The organism is Pseudomonas neuropathica (assembly GCF_051174785.1).
Classification (GTDB): domain Bacteria; phylum Pseudomonadota; class Gammaproteobacteria; order Pseudomonadales; family Pseudomonadaceae; genus Aquipseudomonas; species Aquipseudomonas neuropathica_A.
On the sequence record NZ_CP195111.1, the window covers coordinates 2,188,175 to 2,210,226 of the forward strand.

Below are 22,052 nucleotides of genomic sequence, written 5' to 3' on the forward strand. Positions count from 1 at the left end.
CTTGGAGCATAAAAAAAGGCGCGAGTTCAACTCGCGCCTTTCTTGGGCTGACAGCCGGGAAAACGATGGCCGTTATGGACGGTCGTCGACTTCCTTCTCGGTGTTCGCCGGAGGAATCAGATCCTCGGTGGTCAGGTTCAGCCAGATCAGTACCACGTTAGCGATGTAGATCGACGAGTAGGTACCCGCCAGAACACCGATAAACAGCGCGATCGAGAAGCCGAACAGGTTGTCACCGCCGAAGAACAGCAGTGCCGCGATCGCCAGCAAGGTCGAGATCGACGTTGCCATGGTGCGCAGCAGGGTTTGCGTGGTCGAGATGTTGATGTTCTCGATCAGCGTTGCCTTGCGCAGGACACGGAAGTTCTCACGAACCCGGTCGAATACCACGATGGTGTCGTTCAGCGAGTAGCCGATGATCGCCAATACCGCTGCCAGCACGGTCAGATCGAAAGTGATCTGGAAGTACGACAGGATGCCGATGGTCACGATCACGTCGTGAATCAGCGAAACGATGGCGCCGACCGCGAACTTCCACTGAAAGCGGAAAGCCAGGTAGATCAGGATGCCGCCGAGCGCCAGCAGCATGCCGAGGCCGCCCTGATCGCGCAGCTCTTCACCGACCTGCGGGCCGACGAACTCGACACGCTTGACCGTTGCCGGGTTGTCGCCGCCGACCTTCAGCAGCGCTTCCGCGACCTGATGGCCCAGTTGCGGGTCTTCCCCCGGCATGCGCACCAGCAGATCGGTAGTCGCACCGAAGCTCTGCACGATTGCTTCGTGGTAACCCGACGTCGCCAGCTGCTCACGCACCTTGGTAACGTCGGCCGGACGCTCGTAGGTCAGCTCGATGAGCGTACCGCCGGTGAAGTCCAGGCCCCAGTTCATACCCTTGGTCACGACACTGAACATAGCCAGCAACGTGAGAAACACTGTGACGCCGAACGCGAAGTTGCGAACGCCCATGAAGTTGATTGTACGTAACATGGCAGCCCCTTAAATCCACAACTTCTTGAAGTCACGTCCGCCGAAGATCAGGTTGACCATTGCGCGGGTCACCATGATGGCCGTGAACATCGAGGTAAAGATCCCGAGGGACATGGTCACTGCGAAACCTTTGACCGGGCCGGTGCCCATGGCAAAGAGAATCCCGCCGACCAACAAGGTAGTCAGGTTGGCGTCGAGAATCGCGGTGAATGCCCGGCCGAAGCCTTCGTTGATTGCACGCTGCACGGTCATGCCGGCGGCGATCTCTTCACGAATCCGCGAGAAGATCAGCACGTTGGCGTCGACCGCCATACCCATGGTCAGCACGATACCGGCGATGCCCGGCAGGGTCAGCGTTGCACCCAGCAGCGACATCAGGGCCAGCAGCAACACCATGTTCACTGCCAGCGCGACAGTGGCGATGATGCCGAAGAAGCGGTAGATGGCGATGATGAACAGCGACACGAACAGCATGCCCCACAGCGACGCATCGATACCTTTGGTGATGTTGTCAGCACCCAGGCTCGGGCCGATGGTGCGCTCTTCAGCGAAGTACATCGGTGCAGCCAGACCACCGGCACGCAGCAGCAGCGCCAGTTCGGACGATTCGCCCTGACCGTTCAGGCCAGTGATGCGGAACTGAGCACCCAGCGGCGACTGAATGGTCGCCAGGCTGATGATCTTCTTCTCTTCTTTGAACGTTTGAACGGCAACGTCTTTCTCGACGCCATCGACCACTTGCTTGGTGTAAGTGGTGATCGGACGCTGTTCGATGAAGATCACCGCCATGCTGCGACCGACGTTCGAACGAGTAGCGCGACTCATCAGCTCGCCACCGTGACCATCCAGACGGATGTTCACTTCTGGTGTGCCGTGTTCGCCAAAACCAGCCTTGGCATCGGTAACCTGGTCACCAGTAATGATCAGACCACGCTCGATCTGTGCTGGCGGACGATTGCCTTCACGGAACTCGAAGGTTTCGGAGGTGGCTTTCGAAGCACCCGGCTCTGCAGCCAGACGGAACTCAAGGTTGGCCGTCTTGCCGAGAATACGCTTGGCTTCGGCAGTGTCCTGCACGCCCGGCAGCTCAACCACGATGCGGTTGGCGCCCTGACGCTGAACGATCGGTTCGGCAACACCCAGCTCGTTGACGCGGTTACGTACCGTGGTCAAGTTCTGCTTGATGGAGTATTCACGGATTTCCGCCAGCTTGGCCGGGGTCATCGCCAGACGCAGCACCGGTTGACCGTTGAGGTCGGCCGGAACAATGTCGAAATCGTTGAAGTTCTTGCGGATCAGTGCACGGGCCTGTTCGCGGGAGTCTTCATCGCTGAAGCCCAACTGAATGGCACCGCCCAGTTGCGGCAGACTGCGATAGCGCAGCTTCTCTTTGCGCAGCAGGCTCTTGACGTCGCCTTCGTAGACTTTCAGGCGTGCATCGAGGGCTTTGTCCATGTCCACTTCCAGCAGGAAGTGCACACCACCGGACAAGTCCAGACCCAGCTTCATCGGGTGCGCGCCCAGATTGCGCAGCCATTGCGGGGTGGTCTGTGCGAGGTTCAGCGCGACCACGTAGTCATCACCCAACGCCTTGCGCACAACGTCTTTGGCCGGCAGCTGGTCTTCAGCCTTGCTCAGGCGGATCAGGCCGCCCTTGCCGTTGGCGGCCAGCGTGGCTGCCTTGACGTTGATCCCGGACTCCTTGAGCGCAGTGCTCACACGATCCAGATCAGCCTGATTGACTTGCAGCGCAGTGCTTGCACCACTGACCTGAATGGCCGGGTCATCGGGGTATAGATTCGGAGCGGAATAAATCAGACCGATCGCCAGCACCGCCAGGATCAGAATGTATTTCCACAGAGGATATTTGTTCAGCATCACGCCGCCCGTTATGAACGCGGGGCGCCTTGCGCGCCCCGTCGATTGAGTAGAAGTTGTTGCTTCAGATCGCTTTCAGCGTGCCTTTTGGCAGCGTGGCGGCGATGGCGCCTTTCTGGAACTTCATTTCCACGGTGTCGGAAACTTCCAGAACCACGAAGTCATCGGCCACTTTGGTGATCTTGCCGGCGATGCCGCCAGTGGTCACAACTTCGTCACCTTTTTGCAGACTGCTCAGCAGGTTCTTCTGCTCTTTGGCGCGCTTGGCCTGTGGACGCCAGATCATCAGGTAGAAGATGACCAGGAAGCCGACCAGGAAAATCCACTCGAAACCGCCGCCCATTGGGCCGGCAGCAGCCGGTGCAGCCGCGTCAGCCATGGCGTTAGAGATAAAAAAGCTCATTTAGCACTCCAGTTGCAAATGTTGAATCTTGGGGTCAGAAAACTCAGTCCAAAGGCGGAACGGGGAGCCCGCGTTTGGCGTAGAAGGCATCGACAAAGGCGGCCAATGTACCCTGTTGAATAGCCTCGCGCAAACCAGCCATCAGCACCTGATAATGGCGCAAGTTATGGATGGTATTGAGCATGCTTCCCAGCATTTCGCCGCACTTGTCCAGGTGATGCAGATAAGCGCGGGAGAAGTTCTGGCAGGTATAGCAATCGCAGGTCGGATCCAGCGGCGATTCATCATGGCGATGGAACGCGTTACGGATCTTCAGCACGCCGGTATCAATGAACAGATGCCCATTGCGGGCATTACGGGTTGGCATCACGCAATCGAACATGTCCACACCGCGGCGCACACCCTCAACCAGATCTTCCGGTTTGCCAACGCCCATAAGGTAACGAGGTTTGTCAGCCGGCATCATGCCCGGCAGATAATCCAGCACTTTGATCATCTCGTGCTTCGGCTCGCCCACCGACAGACCGCCAATGGCCAGGCCATCGAAGCCGATCTTGTCGAGGCCTTCGAGCGAGCGCATGCGTAGATCCTGGTGCATGCCGCCCTGCACGATGCCGAACAATGCCGCGGTGTTGTCACCGTGGGCATTTTTCGAGCGCTGAGCCCAGCGCAGCGACAACTCCATCGAAACGCGAGCGACGTCTTCGTCAGCCGGGTACGGCGTGCATTCGTCGAAGATCATCACGATGTCGGAGCCGAGATCGCGCTGCACCTGCATCGATTCTTCCGGGCCCATGAACACTTTGGCGCCGTCGACCGGGGAGGCGAAGGTCACGCCCTCCTCCTTGATCTTGCGCATCGCGCCGAGGCTGAACACCTGGAAGCCACCGGAGTCGGTGAGGATCGGGCCTTTCCACTGCATGAAATCGTGCAGGTCGCCGTGTTCCTTGATCACTTGGGTGCCAGGGCGCAGCCACAGGTGGAAGGTGTTGCCCAGAATGATTTCTGCGCCGGTGGCAACGATGTCACGCGGCAACATGCCCTTGACCGTGCCGTAAGTGCCCACCGGCATGAACGCCGGGGTCTCGACGGTGCCACGCGGGAAGGTCAGGCGACCACGCCGGGCCTTGCCATCGGTGGCCAGAAGTTCAAAGGACATGCGACATTCGCGACTCATTCTGTTTCCTCTGGGCCGGTTTCTTTAGGGGCAGTAGGTGCGGGATTACGGGTGATGAACATCGCATCACCGTAGCTGAAAAAGCGGTAACCGTTGTCGACGGCGGCCTTGTAGGCGGCCATGGTCTCGGGATAACCGGCAAATGCCGAAACCAGCATCAACAGCGTCGATTCCGGCAAATGGAAATTGGTCACCAGGGCATCGACCACATGGAACGGCCGGCCCGGGAAGATAAAGATATCGGTGTCGCCACTGAACGGCTTGAGCACGCCATCGCGCGCGGCACTTTCCAGCGAACGCACACTGGTGGTGCCGACCGCAATCACCCGACCACCGCGTGCACGGCACGCCGCGACTGCATCGACCACGTCCTGGCCGACTTCCAGCCACTCGGTGTGCATGTGGTGATCTTCAAGCTTCTCGACGCGCACCGGCTGGAACGTCCCCGCGCCCACGTGCAGCGTGACGAAAGTAGTCTCGACGCCCTTGGCGGCAATCGCTTCCATCAGCGACTGATCGAAATGCAGCCCGGCCGTCGGCGCCGCCACCGCGCCGAGTTTCTCGGCGTACACGGTCTGATAACGCTCGCGATCCGAGCCTTCGTCCGGGCGATCTATATAAGGAGGCAACGGCATGTGCCCGACGCGATCGAGCAGCGGCAACACTTCTTCAGCGAAGCCCAACTCGAACAACGCATCGTGACGCGCAAGCATTTCTGCCTCGCCACCACCGTCGATAAGGATCTTCGAACCCGGCTTCGGCGACTTGCTGGAACGCACATGGGCCAGCACGCGGTGCGTATCGAGCACCCGCTCAACGAGGATTTCCAGCTTGCCGCCGGACGCTTTCTGCCCGAACAGCCGCGCCGGAATCACCCGGGTATTGTTGAACACCATCAAATCGCCCGGGCGCAAATGCTCGAGCAAATCAGTGAATTGACGGTGTGCGAGGGCGCCGCTCGGCCCGTCAAGGGTCAGCAGGCGACTACCGCGACGCTCGGCCAAAGGGTGGCGGGCGATCAGCGAATCAGGGAGCTCGAAAGTAAAGTCAGCAACGCGCATGATGGGGTTCGTCTAGCAGGGCCGGAAAGTCTAGCGGAAATATCGAAAATTCTCTATGTACCTGATTGACCGACGGTAATCTCATCTCTATACTTCGCCGCCATTGAGCCCTGATGGCGGAATTGGTAGACGCGGCGGATTCAAAATCCGTTTTCGAAAGGAGTGGGAGTTCGAGTCTCCCTCGGGGCACCAAAATTAAGAAAGGTCTTGCTTAGCAAGGCCTTTTTTTTCGCCTGCCGGAAAGTGGCTGCTGTTGTAGGAGCTGCCGCAGGCTGCGATCTTTGATCCACCGCTTCTTGGTCAACCGAAAACCCAAGGACCCACCCCATGGAAACGTCACTGGAAACAGTCGCCCTTTTCTCCCTCAAGCTCGCTTACGAGGAAGAAGGCCTGAGCCCGATTCTGCGGGACGACATGGTCATGGGTGATTACCAGAAAGACGTGTTCGAACTGTTGGTACGGCGCGGGGATGTCGAGACCATTCAGTTCAAGATGAACGAATGCCTGAGCTTGGCGATGGATGCCTTGGGTGGTGTTGAGAAACCACTAGGGCGGGAGTTGCAGAAGTTGTCAGCTGAGTTCAGCGGGGCGCGTTCGCTGGAGCAGCTGGATCAGCCGCTCCTTGCGCTCAAGGGCTATTTAAAAGAGATACTATAGGTATTACTTGAGCCAACTAATATATATAGAACCCCACTGTAAATCCTTCAGCGCCCGAAAAACGCACCTAAAACTCAGCCTCACATAACTAAAAATACAAATACCAAGCATAAATAACAACCCACCACACTAAGAACGACTCGGAATTTCGTAACGCTTAAAAATCTCAAGGCTCGCAACTTTAAGATGATAACTTAAAAAATTATCCGCCATACTAGGATCAGAAAAAACGGCAGAATATTGCATGTCAGCCCCTCTCGAAATCAAACGTTCTGATACTGTAATATTATGGAATTCAATAAACCCCTCTACAATCTCCCTAAAGCGGGGAGTCGTATGTCGATAATCAGACGTAGTAAATGTAGTAAGAACCCCGGTCTTGCGGCAAGCAATTTCGCCCCCAGCGATCTCAAATAAACGTTTCTTTCTATCAGAAACAGAATTAGCAACTGATCTCTGGCAAGCTTGATAGAAGCAGGCTTTCAAACTAGGAGAAGTTCCCCTAACGCATGTTTTGTAAGAGAAATCTGTCTTCGACCCATCATTTCTGTGCACATGAAAACAACTCGATGGATGGTCAGTTGATCTGCCCCGATAAATGCCTACAACACCACTTCCAATCTTTGAGTCAGCGTCTGGATGCCTCTGAAGCAACTCATAAACAAATTCTTCATCTACCGCATCTAGATACTCATCATCTTCATAACGATCCAAAATACCTTTAAAAAATTCGTCAGCTTCACCTTGCTTATCAAATTTGATACTAGGCAATACTACTGGCTTTGAAACACCCATCACTCACCCCAATATTTACCAAACCAAGTTAGACCTTTCCATATTGATACCGCCAACAAAACCAACCCACATCAATACGACAGATAATAAAACACTTTTTCCCGCTGCTTATTCAAAAAACTTTTTCATTTCTTTTTTGTCGCTCCAACCTTCGATCCAATACCCTCTTGAAAATCCTCTATGACGCGCCTTTCAAAGACGCCATCTGCAAACGCCCCTAACTCTTTTTCCTTCAGCTTATTCACCACATACTCTAAACCATCATCTTTTGAGAAAACTTGACCGGCCATAAGTTTTTCCGAAATTTCCGTTGGAAGCCCGTACTCCTCGAGAGTTGAGAAGGACGAAGGTTGAAATAAATGCTCAATAGATGCGGCAAACGCTATATAATTTGCACCTTTCAATCCTCGCTTCACAAGCACAACATTCAACACCTCATTAAGCGAAATCAAATATTTCGGATAATTGAAAGATGCCCATCCCCTTAGAAAAGCAAGTACGTTTTCAACTGAGTCATCAGGTGAAGTACCAAAGTCAATTTGACTTTTTATCATTTCCCGCCTGAACCTTGGAACGCTTCTTAACGCGTACAACCTCCAAACATACAATGTCATCATGGATGACGTCCGCATAGAACTCTGCCGGGCAGTTCCAGCACCTCCGAGCTGTTTCCATATAATTTCAGATGTAGCTTTTATGTCTTCATACCGAGGGCGGCTTGACCAAACTAGCTTTTGCAGTTCACGAACATCCAAGCCATACAAATATCTTGCAGTATCTAACAGATACTCCGGCTCTATCCCCGACAACTTCCTCAGAACCTCTACAGGCAGCAAATCTTGTTTAGTTAACAGATCCACTTTGCCCTGGAGCCCCACTGGAACTAAACCTTCGGGTAGATTTATAAGAATACTGCTTGGAGTTGTTTCTGTAGGATTGAATGACGGTATATCCACGAAGGGAAGATTTTCTTCTGGAGGAGCATCAAAACAGTAAACACTTCCAACAAAGTGCTTAAACATCCTACCTGATCTTCCTCTTATATTATTAAATGTAAAAAAATCTAGAGGTTTTTTATTCAGCGATCCGTCATATACGACGACATTTTTTGCCGCTGTATTCACTCCTTCAATCAAGGTCGATGTACAGAGAAGGATATTCAGTTTCCCTTCTTCAAAAGCTCGAATCATGAATCGGCCTAGAGATCTTGGTAACCTACCATGGTGAATACCGACACCATGCATTAATGCAACAGAAACCAACCATTCATCATGATAGTGCCGAGAGGTCCATTGAGCGGCCTCGATCAACTCTTCATCTTCAGAAAGCGGCACATCCCTTATTGCCAGATAATTTTTAAGAAGCTTTCGAGTACTCGCCGGAGACTGGCAATACACCAACGTCTGCCCTTCCAGCCCGTCTAGCAAGTTTGCGAACGCCTCCTCTCTAGTTGGTTTTTTGCTAAGAACGTGCAGTTCAATTGCGACCGTTTGAAAGTCTTCGATATAAAAACTACACTTCAAGCGGTCTGTTACGATCTCGGGTATAGATTTGATTGAAGGACCAAGCAGATAAAACTGAGCGCCCGTCTTAACTAGCTTTATGAGTGCTTGATTGAGAAGTGTTGCCCTATCACCTTCACCAGAAATTGAAAGCTTATAAAATTCGTCAATAGCAAAAAAGTCGACATCTGGAATTTCAGTCTCCATTGCCAAAAAGCGCTCTTGTGTCAGTACAAAAATATTGCGTTCACTCTGCTCCTGTCCTCCCGTAGTTAAAATATTATAACGCCCAACGAACCTTGACATTCTACGACGAGTCTCTTCTACCAACGCCAGCGTTGGCAAAATCAATACAATATTCGAAAAGTTTTTTTCAGATATAATCACATCAATTAACAAGCTTTTACCAAAAGATGTGGGAGCGCTTAAAATAACCGACTCACCAGCCATCAGTTTTCTCAGAATCCTAGTCTGCGAGCTATGGAGGACATAATTCTCCATCTCTTTTTCCGCTCGGTTACTCGCATGTGTAAATGCGCTTCGAAGTGATAAGCTCTCGAGATCCGACGCATATGGATACAATCCAACCTGCATAGCCAACTCATCAACTATATTTCGATATAGAACATCAAGCCCATCACGCTTTGCGAGTGTCCTAATTACAAACTCCCGCCCAACCTCTAAATTGCTAGAACATATAGCAGATACTACCGAGAGCATTTTGAAGGGTGTATTTACCCACTCACTCCCTCTCAATTCTTTTCGCACAGCCTGATGATCTATCATATCTGAAGAGCCTTTAGGCGTTTATCCAAAGCGGCAATTAACTCTTTTTTCTCATGTAGCGGGATCAAAATCACATGAACGGTTATTGGCAGAACTGTAAAAAACCTCTCTAAATACTGATCATTTAACTTATTTCGAAAACTAGAATACGCATCAATAATTTCATCCCTGATATTACTCTCGTACTCTTTATCTATCGCACCACCTTTCACCACCTCACTATCGTAAGTTAGTAAAACAGGTATGCAAGCTTGCCGAAACACTTTATCCAAAGATGTATTTTCGTGAAGTAATTCCCTTAGCTCTTCCGCCTCGGGCCACTCCGGGTCTATTTTATTTCTTATCAGAATAAATTCCGACTTAAGGTAGTCAGTTTCCAAATGGTCAACTATCTCCTTGACCACATCGTAGATCGCCCTAGAAACCTTATTATAAAATTTGGTTTCCCCTACCCAGAGTTCAAGCCCGTCGTCTTTCTTCACTACATGAACAGCGTCGAACCCTTTCACCGTCTCGTTAACTGAGCTCTTGTAATAAATCTTATTTATAGCGGGAAGCGTTTTATATACTTGCCTAATGGCTATATGAAGCAATATCTCACCAAACTCGCCTCGCAATCCGTACTTTTCCGTATCGTAAACAATTTTTGCTGCACGCTTTATAATCCGCAGTGCATTATGGTGGCCAATTTCATTTATCTCAGAGTAACTTAGCGCAAACTCTGGCAACCACTCTATTATATGATCTGCAAACTGATCATTTCGCCACTTACCGCGCTCAAAGCCAGCACATAGAGCAAGGTCATCACCAATACCCCCAGACTCATGAAAAACGACACTTAAAAATTTGTCCGGATGTTTCATACGCGAACACTCAAGTTAATATGAATATTACAAACCAGCACACAAGAAAACATAGCCTTAAATTTCTTAGTAAGTATCATAAAAACAAAAGAATTAAATTCGACACAGAAACCCATCAATCGCAATAGCAAATTACAGCCACGCACGTCGGCACTACTCGCTGACAATAGTAAAAACCCGAGGTATTGGCTCAATGATTTAGCATGGGGTGTATGCGAGCCACGAGAAGGGGGAATAGATAGCATTACGTCTTCCTTTAACGAGATGCAAAAAACTCCGAACCTCGCTTGAATGGAGGTCTTTGTACCGAAGCTACTATTTTGCCATCGTCCCGTCCACCCTAAATCTTTACCGAACAAACATTGAAACATCCACATCGCACTGCTATGGCCAGCGATCTTAAGGCGCAGCAGCCCCGTCAAAAAAGCTCTCCCCCCACCATATTAGGCACGCCAGATCATCCGCATTCAGCTCTAATTCAATGTACGTGCTGAGAGATCACTTTCGAAATCTCCACCATCGACGTCTTCCCGGTGAATTCGAACTTCACCTTCCCCAGTGACGAGAAGTAAATCTCCAGCTCCGAATCCAGATCGAACGTGCCCGAGGTTTCCACGGAGTAGGCGACGATGTTCTTGTACGGCAAGGAAGTGAAATCCTTCTTGCTGCCGGTAATGCCCTGAACGTTGACTGCGATGATGCGCTTGTTGGTAAACACCACGCCATCACGCATGGCCTTGTAAGAGTCGATCACTTCCTCGCCGTCGAGCAACAGCGCGCTTACGCGTTCGGCGTATTCATCGTTCTGCTTGAGTTTGAAGAAGCCTTTGTTGTTGAAGTCGATCATCTGTCCATCCTCATCTTCAAGAAAACATCCCGGTATTTCTTTGGTTCAACGACGGGCTTTCAACACGCGGATGTCGGTTGGGAACCCGTCGGCACCGACAAGTTTTTTCCAGCCCAGATACTGAAACTCGCCCTTCTCATCAATGTAATCGCCCTTCTCCACGGATCGACCGCCAACCACCGCGACGCGTTTGACTTCGCCACAACCGCCATCAGAAGGCCGAACCGTATAGATCACATACGGCTTCACGTATTGCGTAGCGCGGAAGTATTGGCCGCATATTTCGTCGACGGTGATCAGCATGGTTTTCAGGCGTGCTTCGCCGTCGGTATCTTCGTGCAGTTTCAGGAAAGATATATCACCGACGTCGCTGTAGCCGAGGGCGCGGGCGCGTTGGTAGGCGGGGGAGTTTTGATGGGCGATGCGGCCTTCCTCGGCAGCACCTTGCATTTTCGCGGCGAACTCGGCTTTGCCTTGGGCGATCATCGCTTCAGCTTGGCCCGCTACGTTTTCGCATTGTGCAAATTCCCGGGAGCCGAGGTGATTGGGTGTCAGGTTCGAGCGCTGTTCATTCATGGTCTGCAGGTTGCTTTCCAGGGCAAACATCACGTCGTAGGCGGTGGTACGACCGCTCTGCACATCGGCTATTTTTTCCTGCACTCGCTGGCAGTTGCCGGCGTAATACTTCCAGCTGTTTTCCGGGTGTTCTTGCCAGGCGGCGACTGCCGGGGTCATTGCAAAGGCGAACGTGATCGCGCAGAGCAGGCGCGGAGCATGGGTACTGACAAGCATAGGTAGTCCGTTACGGAGATGGGCAGTGGCGCGACGCTACTATTTTGCTATCGTGCCGTCCACTGCCAGTAACGAGGTCGCCAGCGCCTCGATGGAATCGATTTTCAGAGGGAGAAACACTTTGATGGCCGTGTTGTACTTTTTCGTCTGGGCAGCCGTTTGGGCTTGGGTCGTGCAGACCCGTGGTGCCTGGAACCTGATCCTTGCCAACCTGGCGGGTGCCGCCAGCGGCTTCATCGTCGCAATGATTTTTTCGGTGGTCTGTGCAGGACTTTTCCCGGCGCACGTGCCTCCTGCAACTGAGAACCTGGCCAGTAGCGTGTTGCAAATAATCACCACGTTCGGTGTGCTGGCGGGTGTCTGGATGTGGCTGGTCAGACGTCCTCGGCCAGAGCATCCGTTGGCCCGGCAACTTTTCGCCGGTATCTGTGGGCTGGCTGCTGGTGTGACGACTCTGGCGTTTTTCGCGCTTAATTTTCACTGAGCGCCGCTATCGTCACTGGCATTACACGTCTGTTTTGTTATCTTGCCGGCCATCGTCAGCGTTCACCTTGGGCGTGCGTTGATTTCAGGTTTGGAAGGTTTAAGGAAAGGATCAAATGGAGTTTCTGCGTTTTCTGGCGTTTGTCGCGGTGTGGGGGTTCATGTGGCGCTGGGTGGTCAAGAACCGTGGCAGCTGGAATATTGTCTACGGCAACATCGTCGGCGCAGCGGGCGGCTTCATTGTCGCGATGGTGGTGCTTTCGATCACGTTGTCGTTGTTTCCTTCGTCGCATGATTACGAAGCGGCGCAGGCTGAAAACACGCAGGTCATCGAGCCGACCTCCCTATTGCCTGAAGCCGAGGCAGTCACACCCGCTGCCGAACTGAAGGATGCGCCGGCTTTTGCTGCCATCGAGCCGGACGACAAGCCGTCTCCCGCCGACTCCGCACTGTTGCCGAACTACGCCAGCCGGGCGCCGAAATCAATCGGGTTACAGACCGTGCTCGATCAAAGCGACTATCAGGGGCGCATGGCCCTGGCAGCGCTGAACAAGAAATTGCGCGGCGACGCCCAGGCCGACAAGTCGATGATTGCGTATGTCATGTGCAGCCCGTTTGTGACCAGCACGTTGCGCTTTCCCGCCTCGGCGCGGTTTGCTGACAGCAAGGCGCTGGTCAGCCACCGCTTCAAGGATCAGGTCTACACCTTCAACAACACCGTCACCGCGCGCAACATGAACGGCGACGATGTCACCTACCGTTTCGATTGCTCCGTGCAAGAGCAGCCGCGAGTGGACGCACTGCCTGCGCAATGGCGTTTGTTGGCGCTGAAAGTACAAAAAGCCGACTCTTAAGGCTGATTTAAGGGTTCAAGGCGCCGCCTGCGCTATCATCGCCGGCCTGTGCGCCTTGAGCTTTGCCCTCGATGTCTTCGACCCCCGCTGACCTGATCCCGCTGCCTCCTGTCCTGGCCGGCCCGCTGCTGCGACGGCTGGAACCAACGCGCGTGGTCATGTGGCTGGTCGGCACGCGGCCACTGGCGCTGACCTTGCGCCTGCAAGGCGTAGGAGACATTCCTCTCGACGCCGGGAAATGCACCGTCATTCCCGTAGGTCGTCAGGCGTTTGTTCATCTCATCGATGTTTCTCTCGACAACGCCCTGCCCTGCGACACGCGTATCGACTATGACCTGCTGATCGACAACGCAGAGGGAATCGCCGACTGGGCAGCGCATCTGCTGTACGGCGATGCAACCAGTCCGAACTTCGTCCTGCGCTCGCGGATCGATCAACTGCTGCACGGCTCTTGCCGCAAGCCGCATCACCCGGCGACGGATGGCTTGCTGTGCGTCGACCAATTGCTGGCGACGGAAACCGATCCGCAACAACGCCCGGCGCTGTTGATGATGAGCGGCGATCAAGTCTACGCCGACGATGTCGCCGGCCCGATGTTGCGGGCGATTCATGCCTTGATCGAACGTCTCGGCCTGTTCGACGAACACCTCGAAGGCGCCGTGGTCAGCGACAGCGCGAAGCTCTACCAACACCCTGCCAGTTACTACCACCGTGCGGATTTGTTACCGGCGCTGGAGAGCAACGAGACATTGCGCGAGCGATTTTTCGGCGGTGCGCGTAAGCCGATTTTCACCAGCAGCAGCGCTGACAATCATCTGGTGACCTTCGCCGAAGTCATGGCGATGTACGTGCTGGTGTGGTCGCCGACCGCCTGGTCGCTGATCGATCCGCAAGCGCCCGAACTGACGCCAGAACGCTTCAAGCGCTACACCCTCGAACAGACTCGCATCGATGCCTTCAAGGCTGGATTGGACAAGGTCGCCCGCGCGCTGGCGCATCTGCCGAGCCTGATGATTTTCGACGATCACGACATCACCGACGACTGGAACCTGTCCGCGCAATGGGAGGAAACGGCCTACGGCCATCCGTTCTCCAAACGCATCATCGGCAACGCGCTGATCGCTTATATGTTGTGTCAGGGCTGGGGCAATAATCCCGATGCGTTCAAAGAGGTATTGGAGAAAACCCTGGGGCTGAGCGCCAGCGGTGATGACCGGTATCTCGACAGCCCGGTGCAGGACGATTTGATCGATGACCTGCTGCGCTTTCAGCATTGGCATTTCGTACTGCCAACCAGCCCGGCACTGGTAGTCATCGACACGCGCACCCGACGCTGGCGCAGTGAGATGGCGCTCAAGCAACCGTCGGGCCTGCTCGATTGGGAGGCGCTGAGCGAACTGCAACAGGAACTGCTCGATCATCCTTCAGCGATCATCGTTTCTCCGGCGCCGATCTTCGGCGTGAAGCTGATTGAAACCGTGCAGAAGGTCTTCAGTTGGTGCGGTTACCCGCTGCTGGTCGACGCGGAAAACTGGATGGCTCATCGCGGTGCGGCGCAGGTGATCCTGAATATTTTCCGCCACTCGCGCACACCCGGGAACTACGTGGTGCTGTCCGGCGACGTGCATTATTCCTTCGTCTACGAAGTACTTATCCGACACCGCAAGGCCGGGCCGCGAATCTGGCAGATCACCAGCAGCGGGATCAAGAATGAGTTTCCAAAAAACCTGCTGGAATGGTTCGACCGCCTCAACCGCTGGCTCTACTCGCCACGGTCACCGCTGAACTGGTTCACCAAACGCCGCCGCATGCGCATCGTGCCGTACACGCCGGAACATGCTGAGGCTGGCGAACGCTTATGGAATTCGGCGGGGATCGGCCAGGTGTTTTTCAATGAACAGGGGCAGCCGCGCGAGATCATTCAGCACAATTCGAATGGCAAGGCGAAGACGCGGATGCTGGCGCCGGATCTGGCGGATTATCCGGACTAGCCATAGTTTTTTCCTACACAAGGAATGCCGGATGCCGACAACACGGCGGTTTCTCGCTGCCCGAGACAGCGGAGAAGGATTACAACCTTCTCAGAAACGTCTCCAGAGTCCTTAAGTGATACTGAACGTGCTCGCAGCAACCCTTCTGCGAAACAACCACTAGTAGGTGTCACCTTGTCATCCTGTACTCATTTCTGTACGTTCTTTGCTACTAGCGAGGACTACTTCATGCAAACCATCAACTACACCACCGCCCGTGCGCATTTGGCCGAAACGATGGACCGCGTTAACGAGGACCGTGCCCCCCTTCTGGTCACACGCCAAAAAGGCGAGCCCGTCGTGATGATGTCTCTGGCTGAGTACAACGCACTCGAAGAAACAGCCTACCTGCTGCGCTCTCCGGCCAATGCCGAGCGGTTGATCAAATCGATTGGCGAAATGCGTGCCGGCAAAGCCAAAGTCAGGCAATTGATCGAAGAATGAAAATCGAGTTCACGCCATCAGGCTGGGAAGACTATTTGTGGTTTCAACAGAACGATAAGGCCGGACTCAAACGTATCAATCTGTTGATCAAAGCAATCCAGCGCGAACCGTTTGAAGGTATCGGCAAACCTGAGCCGCTTAAACACAACATGAGCGGCTTTTGGTCCAGACGAGTATCGGGTGAGCATCGTTTGGTCTACAGCATTGAAGGTGGTGAGATTTGCGTTATTAGCTGCAAATATCACTACTGATGATATGCCCCACACCTCTGACAATCATCTCCACCTCACGCTCATCAATCGTCAACGGTGGCAGCAGCCGTATCGTCTTGCCACGCGTGACGTTGATCAACAGTCCATGATCCCGCGCCGCGATCAGGGTCAGATCACGCACCGGTTGTTTCAGCTCGATCCCGATCATCAAGCCCTGACCACGGATCGCCAGCACATTGGGATTGTCTGCCAACTCTGCACGCAAGCGAGTCAACAGGCGTTCACCCTGAATCCGGGCGTTTTCCAGCAGGCCCTGTTCTTCGATGATGTCCAGCACCGTGCAACCGACCCGACACGCCAGCGGATTGCCGCCGAAGGTGCTGCCATGGCTCCCGGGCGTAAACAGATCCGCCGCCCTGCCCCGCGCCAGGCAAGCGCCGATCGGCACGCCGTTGCCCAGTCCTTTTGCCAGGGTCATGACGTCCGGGACGATGCCTTCATGTTGAAACGCGAACCAACGCCCGGTGCGGCCAATACCAGTCTGGATTTCATCGAGTATCAATAGCCAAGCGTGGCGATTGCACAGTTCACGCAGGGCTTTCAGGTAACCGGGCGGCGCGATCTGCACACCGCTTTCGCCCTGAATCGGCTCGACCAGAATCGCGACGATGCGCTCGCCGTGCTTTTGCTGCACCTGCTCCAGCGCTGCGAGATCACCGAACGGCACTTTGAGGAAATCCCCCGGCAACTCGTTGAAACCCAGACGCACCGCCGGGCCATCGCTCGCCGACAGGGTGCCGAGTGTGCGGCCATGGAACGCGTTGGCCATGACCACCACCAGCGGCTGTTCGATACCTTTGCGCCAGCCGTACAACCGCGCGAGTTTCAACGCCGTTTCATTGGCTTCGGCCCCCGAATTATTGAAGAACGCCCGCTCCATCCCCGACAGTTCCGTCAGCCGTTTCGCCAGTTGTTGCTGCCAGTCGATGCTGTATAGATTCGACGTGTGCAGCAGCAAACCCGCCTGCTCGCTGATCGCCGTAACGATCCGCGGGTGCGAGTGGCCGACATTGGTCACCGCCACACCGGCAACCGCATCCAGATATTCGCGACCGGCCTGATCCCACAGGCGAGTGCCGAGGCCTTTGGTGAAGCTCAAGGCCAGTGGTTGGTAGGTGTTCATCAGGGCGGCGGTCATGACTTCAAACTCCAGTGCAGGTCGGTGTGCTGGCAGTATGGTTAGCCAGCGAAACTGGATAAACTCGGCAAAACTTCATTCATTTAAAAGCCGAGCTTGATAATGGACCTGTTCCAGTCGATGAGCGTGTACGTCAAAGTCGTCGAAGCCGGGAGCATGACGGCGGCCGCGCTGCAGTGCGACCTGTCGACGACCATGGTCGGCAATCATCTGCGTGCGCTGGAGCAACGGCTCGGCGTGCAACTGCTGCAACGCACGACCCGCCGTCAGCGGCTCACCGAATTCGGCAGCGTTTACTACCAGCGTTGTCTGGAAGTATTGGGGTTGGTCGCCGATTCCGAACGCCTCGCCGAGCAGACCCTCGATCAACCCCGAGGCATGCTGCGCCTCACCGCGCCGCTGACGTTCGGCGTCGAACGGCTGGCCCCGGCGCTCAGTGAGTTTTCCTTGCTGTACCCGCAGGTCAAACTCGATGTGGTGCTGACCAACAGCCGTCCCGATCTACTGGAGAGTGGCCTGGATGTGGCGTTTCGCTTGGGCAATTTCGACCAGTCCAACCTGATCGCCCGGCCCTTGATCGACTACACCCTGACCGTGTGCGCCTCGCCGCATTATGTTGCCCGGCGCGGCATGCCGAAAACGCCGGAAGACTTGCAACAACACGACTGCCTGTCGTTCGCCTATCCCGCCGGTGACGACTGGCAATCAGTGGAAAAGCGCTGGCGCCTCGGCGGGCCCGACGGGGAAATCATGGTCGACGTCAGCGGGCCTATGCTGATCAACAGCTCCGCCGGCTTGCATCAGGCTGCCCGCACCGGCATGGGCATCGTGATGCTGCCGGATGCGCTGGTGGAACAGGATCTGCGCGAAGGCCGACTGGTAAAGGTCGTTGCCGATTTCCAGCCACCCAGCAGACCGATGCATCTGCTCTACGCGCCGGATCGTTATCGTTTGCCGAAATTGCGCCGGTTCGTGGAGTTTGCGATGCAGACGTGGGGGAAATCCTGACGCTGCCTACGCTCCCCTTCCATGAAAAATCGCTGACAAGGACTCGAACAGCAGATGAACAACACTCTCAACGTACGCGATTTGCTGTCCACCGAAACGGAATCGGTGCGGCAGTTTCTCGGGCAGCATGGCTGGGGCCATCGCACCGGCTCAGCTGAACACTTCGCCCTGCTGATCAAGAACTCTCAGCGCACCGCCGTCGCCGTCCAGGGTGATCAGATCATCGGCTTCGCCCGTGGGATCACCGATGGTTTGTCCAACGGTTACCTGTCGATGGTGGTGGTCGACGACCAGCATCGGCGTGCAGGGATTGGCCGCGCACTGGTTGGGCACATCATGGGCGACAACCCCGATATTACCTGGGTGCTGCGCGCCGGACGCGAGAACGCAGAGGCTTTTTTTGCCAGCCTGGGTTTTGAAACCTCAGTGATTGCCATGGAACGGCCACGCCTGAAATAGCCCGATGCAGGAAAAAACTCGACCGGCAGACCGTTGCTCCGTGACAACGCCGCCGCGCTCCCCTAAATTAGTCGGCCTGAAAAAGCCCTCGGTTTTCTCATCTCCACTCAAGTTAAAAGTAGTGAAATTTCAATGTCCGATTTCAACACCGCTGAATCCGTAGTCACCGAATCGTCCAAAGCGGAATACGAAAACTCCATCAATCTTTCACAACACCTGCCACAAGCCAAAATCATCAGCGAGATGGTCCTGGACGCATTCCAGTCGACCCGCGAAAGCGACCAGATCCGCGAGCTGCGCGCGGCGATCCGTCAGGCTCACGACAGCTTCGATGACGACAAGGCCTACGAGCTGATGGGCGAACTCAAGGCACTGAAAGACGCCGAAGCCGCCGACCTCGCCGCCCTTGAAGACCTCAGCAGCAAGTTCTCGATCGGCCGCATCCTGTCCAGCTTCAAGGACGATCCGGCGTTCCAGGAAATCGTTTATGGCCTGGCCCTCAAAGTGCTGAACCAGACCCATCAGGCGATCAGTAACCCGAGCGGCGGCAAGAGCAAAGCGGCGAAGAAGAAAGAAGTCGAAATCTTCACCATCAGCAAGGACGGCATCAGCGTGACCCTGCCTCTGCGCACGCCACGCTCGCGCCTGAACGTTGACCGTGCAGCGCTGGAGTTCCTCGGCTTCACCTTCGTTGGTGAAGGCGAAGAAGCGGAGCTGGAAAGCGAAGTCTTCGTCGACAACGCGGGTACCGAGCAGGCGGTAAACCGCAAGAACATCATCACTGCGCTGCAACAGCAGACTGCGTTTGATGGCTATAGCATCGCCGCGCAGTAATAGCGCAGCCGCTGTACGAAAAAGCCCCGCGCTGGGATTCAGTGCGGGGCTTTTTGGTTTTCGGCTGGGGTTGGGTGAGATGGCCTAAACCGATGCCCCTCACCCCAGCCCTCTCCCAAGGGAGAGGGAGCCGATTTGGGGATATTGTAGAAGTACGCCGAAATGAAAGGGCTGTGCGGAATCCACTGTCGCCTCGACCTCTCACGTCGATGTACAGCGCAAGACACATCGGTGAGTCCCCTCTCCCACGGGAGAGGGAGCCGATTTGGGGATATTGTAGAAGTACGCCGAAATGAAAGGGCTGTGCGGAATCCACTGTCGCCTCGACCTCTCAGGTCGACGTATAGCGCAAGACGCCTCGGTCAGTCCCCTCTCCCTCTGGGCGGTCCGACGTTTCGGGAGGGCTAGGGTGAGGGAAAGCCGCTAAACCACCCTCAAGCCGAAGGATGCAACGCCACGATCATGTCGACTTCAATCGCTGCGTTCTTTGGCAACTGATACACACCGACCGTGGTGCGCGTGTGCCGGCCGGCATCGCCGAGCACATGACTGAACACATCCGACGCACCGTTGGCCACTTCGCTCAGGTCAACGAAGTCCGGCGTCGACTTCACATAAACAGTGACCCGCAACAACGCCTTGATCTTGTCCAGCGAACCCACCGCATCGACGATCAACGCCAGACAACGCATTGCACTGATGCTGGCGGCGGCCTGGGCATCCTTGAGGGTCAACTCCAGCCCAACCCGACCGGGATACTGAATCTTGCCGTGGGTCCGCGGCACCATGCCGCTGATATACAGCTCATCATGATGTCGGATCAGCGGCGCGTAATTGCCGCCGGCGGTGTTCTCACCATAAATGTCGTAGTTCAGCTCTTGGGCCAGGGCAATAAAACGCTCGTCGCAGGTCATCCTCTCAGTCATTTCGCCCAGCCTTATGATCAGTACATGCAGAACCGCAGGTTAAGACAGATGGGCAACCGCAAATGGCAAGGAGCTATCACTGTCATGGTTGGATCCAAATCTAGGGGGTTTGTTACTGCGCCGCAACCCGCAGTCACGGAAAACAAAAGCCCCACACCTCTTTCGAAGTAATGGGGCTTTAAATTAAATGACTTTGTCGTTAAACGGCGCTCAGGCGGTCAACCATGTCAGGGAATTTTTCAACCAAACGGATCAACAAAGCAGCTTGAGCATTTGGCTTTGACTTTTCCTGCTCCCAGTTTCTCAGAGTGCTGGGACTCGCCCTGATTCGCTTGGCAAAGACGGCTTGAGACATATGTAACTTTTCTCTCAAAGCCACGATTTCTTGGGCTCCGACTTCGGGGACTGGTTTGTCCTCAAGCACTGTATTGCGCAGGGTAATTTTTCCTTCGCGTTGAGCCGCCATCTCATCAACGCCCTGTATCAACTCTGCAAACAGGTCGCGTTTTTTCATGGGGTACCTCGTGTTTTCAACTCTTTATCTATGGCTTTTTTGAGCGCCTTTTCTTGCTCGGCAGTCAGATTCTCAAGCTCATCTTTGTCGTAAATTGCAAACATCCAGAACTGACCATCATTCATAAGCCAATAATAGATGACCCGCAAGCCGCCTCGTCGGCCCTTGCCACGTCGAGCATCAGCCCAGCGTAGTTTTCTGAATCCACCCGTTCGGGGCATCACATCGCCTGCCAACGGATTGCCTTGCATATAAGCCTGCAGTTCTCGGTACTCATCGTCTGTCAGGTACTGACCAACGCTTGTGGTAAATATCGTTGTTTCAAAGAATACGGTTCGCATGTGCAAACTATAGGCAAATCGCCTACAGACAGACTATCAACAAATCCGGCTCCAGATAAACAAAAAACCCCGCAATGTGCGGGGTTTTTCTTCAAGCATCGAGCCTTACGGCGCGTACGTCAGCAGCAGCTCTGCGGGCACCTTGAAGTCCAGGGACATCATGACGCTCAACGCAGTGATGGTGAAGATCGAGAACACGAACAGCTTGCGTGCCCAGACCGTGTCATCCACCGCTTTGTAGCCGGTCCAGGCCATGTACAACCAGTACATGCCCATGGCTGCGGCGACGGCGAGGTAGCTCATGCCGGCGTAACCGCTGAAGGTCAGCATCAAGGTCGCTACGAGGAACGCCAGGATGTAGAGCAGGATGTGCTTCTTGGCCACTTGAATCCCGCGCTTCACTGGCAGCACCGGAATCGATGCGGCCAGGTAATCGTTGAAGCGGAAGATCGCGATGGCGTAGGAATGCGGCATCTGCCACAGGCTGAACATCACCAGCAACGTCAGCGCGGCCATGTCGAAGCTGTTGGTTACGGCAACGTAACCGATCACTGGCGGCATGGCGCCCGACAGACTGCCCACCAGCGTGCCGTGAACCGACTTGCGCTTGAGGTACAGGCTGTAGAAGCCGACGTAGATGATGAAGCCGATTACCGCGAACAAAGCGGCCAACGGGTTGGCCACCTTGTACAACAACGCAACGCCGAGAACACCAAGGATGGTCGCGTAGACCAGGGCCAGTTTCAGGGAGATCAAGCCCTGCACCAGCACCCGGTTCTTGGTGCGTTCCATCTTCAGGTCGATGTCGCGGTCGATGCAGTTGTTGAACACGCAACCGGAGGCAACAACCAGGGATGTACCGATCATGGCAGCCAGAAACACCGCCAGATCCACATGCCCTTTCGAGGCCAGGAAAAACCCGCCTGCCACAGAAAGCACGTTACCGAAAATGATCCCCGGTTTGGTGATTTGGATAAAGTGCTTGAGCGACATCGGGTCTT

General features: G+C 54.6%; 24 protein-coding genes and 1 tRNA gene. 10 read left to right on the forward strand and 15 right to left on the reverse strand.

Annotated elements, in window-relative coordinates; translation table 11 throughout:
- Positions 1–72 precede the first annotated feature (72 nt).
- The 5 genes from secF to queA form a co-directional block, all read right to left on the reverse strand.
- Complete coding sequence (gene secF / locus ACRRSD_RS09815) at positions 73–987, reverse strand: protein translocase subunit SecF (protein WP_095123431.1); 915 nt, start codon at positions 985–987, stop codon at positions 73–75.
- Positions 988–996: 9 nt separating this feature from the next.
- Complete coding sequence (secD, locus tag ACRRSD_RS09820) at positions 997–2,865, reverse strand: protein translocase subunit SecD (RefSeq protein WP_077574432.1); 1,869 nt, start codon at positions 2,863–2,865, stop codon at positions 997–999.
- 64 nt (positions 2,866–2,929) lie between these two features.
- The gene (gene yajC, locus ACRRSD_RS09825; RefSeq protein ID WP_007916913.1) at positions 2,930–3,268 is read right to left on the reverse strand and encodes a preprotein translocase subunit YajC; all 339 of its coding nucleotides are present in this window, start codon (positions 3,266–3,268) and stop codon (positions 2,930–2,932) included.
- A gap of 43 nt (positions 3,269–3,311) precedes the next feature.
- Positions 3,312–4,427 carry a tRNA guanosine(34) transglycosylase Tgt gene (gene tgt, locus ACRRSD_RS09830; protein ID WP_162130185.1) on the reverse strand — a complete coding sequence of 372 codons (1,116 nt, stop codon included), beginning with the start codon at positions 4,425–4,427 and terminating at the stop codon, positions 3,312–3,314.
- 14 nt (positions 4,428–4,441) lie between these two features.
- Positions 4,442–5,506 (reverse strand): tRNA preQ1(34) S-adenosylmethionine ribosyltransferase-isomerase QueA, encoded by a 1,065-nt coding sequence (queA, locus tag ACRRSD_RS09835; protein WP_007916915.1) that lies wholly within the window; start codon positions 5,504–5,506, stop codon positions 4,442–4,444.
- Between the two features lie 107 nt (positions 5,507–5,613).
- Here queA and ACRRSD_RS09840 point away from each other — a divergent pair.
- A tRNA-Leu gene (locus ACRRSD_RS09840) sits at positions 5,614–5,698 on the forward strand.
- 135 nt (positions 5,699–5,833) lie between these two features.
- Positions 5,834–6,163, forward strand: a complete 330-nt coding sequence (locus ACRRSD_RS09845) for a hypothetical protein (RefSeq protein WP_435037950.1) — start codon at positions 5,834–5,836, stop codon at positions 6,161–6,163.
- A 129-nt stretch (positions 6,164–6,292) separates the two neighbouring features.
- Here the strand turns inward: ACRRSD_RS09845 and ACRRSD_RS09850 are convergent, their stop codons facing one another.
- From ACRRSD_RS09850 to ACRRSD_RS09870, 5 genes are all read right to left on the reverse strand, one after another.
- The gene (locus ACRRSD_RS09850; RefSeq protein ID WP_435037951.1) at positions 6,293–6,958 is read right to left on the reverse strand and encodes a DCL family protein; all 666 of its coding nucleotides are present in this window, start codon (positions 6,956–6,958) and stop codon (positions 6,293–6,295) included.
- A 125-nt stretch (positions 6,959–7,083) separates the two neighbouring features.
- Entirely contained in the window at positions 7,084–9,246 is a 2,163-nt protein-coding gene (locus ACRRSD_RS09855) for a DEAD/DEAH box helicase (protein ID WP_122599083.1), read from the reverse strand.
- Positions 9,243–10,109 carry a HamA C-terminal domain-containing protein gene (locus ACRRSD_RS09860; RefSeq protein ID WP_435037952.1) on the reverse strand — a complete coding sequence of 289 codons (867 nt, stop codon included), beginning with the start codon at positions 10,107–10,109 and terminating at the stop codon, positions 9,243–9,245. The genes ACRRSD_RS09855 and ACRRSD_RS09860 overlap by 4 nt, the downstream gene beginning before the upstream one ends.
- 478 nt (positions 10,110–10,587) lie before the next feature.
- Positions 10,588–10,956 carry a PH domain-containing protein gene (locus ACRRSD_RS09865; protein WP_122599085.1) on the reverse strand — a complete coding sequence of 123 codons (369 nt, stop codon included), beginning with the start codon at positions 10,954–10,956 and terminating at the stop codon, positions 10,588–10,590.
- Positions 10,957–11,001: 45 nt separating this feature from the next.
- Positions 11,002–11,748 carry a hypothetical protein gene (locus tag ACRRSD_RS09870; RefSeq protein ID WP_435037953.1) on the reverse strand — a complete coding sequence of 249 codons (747 nt, stop codon included), beginning with the start codon at positions 11,746–11,748 and terminating at the stop codon, positions 11,002–11,004.
- 25 nt (positions 11,749–11,773) lie between these two features.
- Here ACRRSD_RS09870 and ACRRSD_RS09875 point away from each other — a divergent pair, with 25 nt between their 5' ends.
- The 5 genes from ACRRSD_RS09875 (at position 11,774) to ACRRSD_RS09895 (ending at position 15,810) form a co-directional block, all read left to right on the forward strand.
- Positions 11,774–12,232, forward strand: coding sequence for a hypothetical protein (locus ACRRSD_RS09875; protein ID WP_435037954.1), 459 nt, complete (start codon positions 11,774–11,776; stop codon positions 12,230–12,232).
- A gap of 115 nt (positions 12,233–12,347) precedes the next feature.
- Complete coding sequence (locus ACRRSD_RS09880; RefSeq protein ID WP_435037955.1) at positions 12,348–13,085, forward strand: hypothetical protein; 738 nt, start codon at positions 12,348–12,350, stop codon at positions 13,083–13,085.
- Between the two features lie 71 nt (positions 13,086–13,156).
- Positions 13,157–15,076, forward strand: a complete 1,920-nt coding sequence (locus tag ACRRSD_RS09885) for an alkaline phosphatase D family protein (protein ID WP_435037956.1) — start codon at positions 13,157–13,159, stop codon at positions 15,074–15,076.
- Between the two features lie 228 nt (positions 15,077–15,304).
- Positions 15,305–15,559: a type II toxin-antitoxin system prevent-host-death family antitoxin gene (locus ACRRSD_RS09890; RefSeq protein WP_086791676.1), complete on the forward strand. Its 255-nt coding sequence runs from the start codon at positions 15,305–15,307 to the stop codon at positions 15,557–15,559.
- A complete protein-coding gene (locus ACRRSD_RS09895) occupies positions 15,556–15,810 on the forward strand; it encodes a Txe/YoeB family addiction module toxin (protein WP_108226058.1) in 255 nt (84 codons plus the stop codon). The genes ACRRSD_RS09890 and ACRRSD_RS09895 overlap by 4 nt, the downstream gene beginning before the upstream one ends.
- On the opposite strand, the gene ACRRSD_RS09900 is transcribed toward ACRRSD_RS09895, so the two are convergent.
- Positions 15,788–16,969: an aspartate aminotransferase family protein gene (locus ACRRSD_RS09900; RefSeq protein WP_435037957.1), complete on the reverse strand. Its 1,182-nt coding sequence runs from the start codon at positions 16,967–16,969 to the stop codon at positions 15,788–15,790. The two genes, ACRRSD_RS09895 and ACRRSD_RS09900, sit on opposite strands and share 23 nt — an antisense overlap.
- Before the next feature lie 102 nt (positions 16,970–17,071).
- On the opposite strand from ACRRSD_RS09900, the gene ACRRSD_RS09905 reads away from it, so the two are divergent.
- From ACRRSD_RS09905 to ACRRSD_RS09915, 3 genes are all read left to right on the forward strand, one after another.
- Complete coding sequence (locus tag ACRRSD_RS09905; protein WP_435037958.1) at positions 17,072–17,977, forward strand: LysR family transcriptional regulator; 906 nt, start codon at positions 17,072–17,074, stop codon at positions 17,975–17,977.
- Positions 17,978–18,031: 54 nt separating this feature from the next.
- Positions 18,032–18,436 (forward strand): GNAT family N-acetyltransferase, encoded by a 405-nt coding sequence (locus tag ACRRSD_RS09910; protein WP_435037959.1) that lies wholly within the window; start codon positions 18,032–18,034, stop codon positions 18,434–18,436.
- 132 nt (positions 18,437–18,568) lie between these two features.
- Positions 18,569–19,270 (forward strand): hypothetical protein, encoded by a 702-nt coding sequence (locus ACRRSD_RS09915; protein WP_007949995.1) that lies wholly within the window; start codon positions 18,569–18,571, stop codon positions 19,268–19,270.
- Between the two features lie 434 nt (positions 19,271–19,704).
- On the opposite strand, the gene ACRRSD_RS09920 is transcribed toward ACRRSD_RS09915, so the two are convergent.
- The 4 genes from ACRRSD_RS09920 to cyoE all read right to left on the reverse strand — a co-directional run bounded on the left by ACRRSD_RS09920 (position 19,705) and on the right by cyoE (position 22,044).
- Positions 19,705–20,196: a RidA family protein gene (locus ACRRSD_RS09920; RefSeq protein WP_034156086.1), complete on the reverse strand. Its 492-nt coding sequence runs from the start codon at positions 20,194–20,196 to the stop codon at positions 19,705–19,707.
- Between the two features lie 199 nt (positions 20,197–20,395).
- Entirely contained in the window at positions 20,396–20,710 is a 315-nt protein-coding gene (locus tag ACRRSD_RS09925) for a helix-turn-helix domain-containing protein (protein WP_194936341.1), read from the reverse strand.
- Positions 20,707–21,051, reverse strand: coding sequence for a toxin (locus ACRRSD_RS09930; RefSeq protein ID WP_127929688.1), 345 nt, complete (start codon positions 21,049–21,051; stop codon positions 20,707–20,709). The genes ACRRSD_RS09925 and ACRRSD_RS09930 overlap by 4 nt, the downstream gene beginning before the upstream one ends.
- Before the next feature lie 105 nt (positions 21,052–21,156).
- The gene (gene cyoE / locus ACRRSD_RS09935) at positions 21,157–22,044 is read right to left on the reverse strand and encodes a heme o synthase (protein WP_007916939.1); all 888 of its coding nucleotides are present in this window, start codon (positions 22,042–22,044) and stop codon (positions 21,157–21,159) included.
- Positions 22,045–22,052: the final 8 nt, after the last annotated feature.

Excerpts from the sequence above, each read along its gene's own strand:
- secF (WP_095123431.1), bottom strand. The coding sequence starts at position 987 with ATGTTACGTACAATCAACTTCATGGGCGTTCGCAACTTCGCGTTCGGC.
- secD (WP_077574432.1), bottom strand. The coding sequence starts at position 2,865 with ATGCTGAACAAATATCCTCTGTGGAAATACATTCTGATCCTGGCGGTG.
- yajC (WP_007916913.1), bottom strand. The coding sequence starts at position 3,268 with ATGAGCTTTTTTATCTCTAACGCCATGGCTGACGCGGCTGCACCGGCT.
- tgt (WP_162130185.1), bottom strand. The coding sequence starts at position 4,427 with ATGTCCTTTGAACTTCTGGCCACCGATGGCAAGGCCCGGCGTGGTCGC.
- queA (WP_007916915.1), bottom strand. The coding sequence starts at position 5,506 with ATGCGCGTTGCTGACTTTACTTTCGAGCTCCCTGATTCGCTGATCGCC.
- ACRRSD_RS09845 (WP_435037950.1), top strand. The coding sequence starts at position 5,834 with ATGGAAACGTCACTGGAAACAGTCGCCCTTTTCTCCCTCAAGCTCGCT.
- ACRRSD_RS09850 (WP_435037951.1), bottom strand. The coding sequence starts at position 6,958 with ATGGGTGTTTCAAAGCCAGTAGTATTGCCTAGTATCAAATTTGATAAG.
- ACRRSD_RS09855 (WP_122599083.1), bottom strand. The coding sequence starts at position 9,246 with ATGATAGATCATCAGGCTGTGCGAAAAGAATTGAGAGGGAGTGAGTGG.
- ACRRSD_RS09860 (WP_435037952.1), bottom strand. The coding sequence starts at position 10,109 with ATGAAACATCCGGACAAATTTTTAAGTGTCGTTTTTCATGAGTCTGGG.
- ACRRSD_RS09865 (WP_122599085.1), bottom strand. The coding sequence starts at position 10,956 with ATGATCGACTTCAACAACAAAGGCTTCTTCAAACTCAAGCAGAACGAT.
- ACRRSD_RS09870 (WP_435037953.1), bottom strand. The coding sequence starts at position 11,748 with ATGCTTGTCAGTACCCATGCTCCGCGCCTGCTCTGCGCGATCACGTTC.
- ACRRSD_RS09880 (WP_435037955.1), top strand. The coding sequence starts at position 12,348 with ATGGAGTTTCTGCGTTTTCTGGCGTTTGTCGCGGTGTGGGGGTTCATG.
- ACRRSD_RS09885 (WP_435037956.1), top strand. The coding sequence starts at position 13,157 with ATGTCTTCGACCCCCGCTGACCTGATCCCGCTGCCTCCTGTCCTGGCC.
- ACRRSD_RS09890 (WP_086791676.1), top strand. The coding sequence starts at position 15,305 with ATGCAAACCATCAACTACACCACCGCCCGTGCGCATTTGGCCGAAACG.
- ACRRSD_RS09895 (WP_108226058.1), top strand. The coding sequence starts at position 15,556 with ATGAAAATCGAGTTCACGCCATCAGGCTGGGAAGACTATTTGTGGTTT.
- ACRRSD_RS09900 (WP_435037957.1), bottom strand. The coding sequence starts at position 16,969 with ATGACCGCCGCCCTGATGAACACCTACCAACCACTGGCCTTGAGCTTC.
- ACRRSD_RS09905 (WP_435037958.1), top strand. The coding sequence starts at position 17,072 with ATGGACCTGTTCCAGTCGATGAGCGTGTACGTCAAAGTCGTCGAAGCC.
- ACRRSD_RS09910 (WP_435037959.1), top strand. The coding sequence starts at position 18,032 with ATGAACAACACTCTCAACGTACGCGATTTGCTGTCCACCGAAACGGAA.
- ACRRSD_RS09915 (WP_007949995.1), top strand. The coding sequence starts at position 18,569 with ATGTCCGATTTCAACACCGCTGAATCCGTAGTCACCGAATCGTCCAAA.
- ACRRSD_RS09920 (WP_034156086.1), bottom strand. The coding sequence starts at position 20,196 with ATGACTGAGAGGATGACCTGCGACGAGCGTTTTATTGCCCTGGCCCAA.
- ACRRSD_RS09925 (WP_194936341.1), bottom strand. The coding sequence starts at position 20,710 with ATGAAAAAACGCGACCTGTTTGCAGAGTTGATACAGGGCGTTGATGAG.
- ACRRSD_RS09930 (WP_127929688.1), bottom strand. The coding sequence starts at position 21,051 with ATGCGAACCGTATTCTTTGAAACAACGATATTTACCACAAGCGTTGGT.
- cyoE (WP_007916939.1), bottom strand. The coding sequence starts at position 22,044 with ATGTCGCTCAAGCACTTTATCCAAATCACCAAACCGGGGATCATTTTC.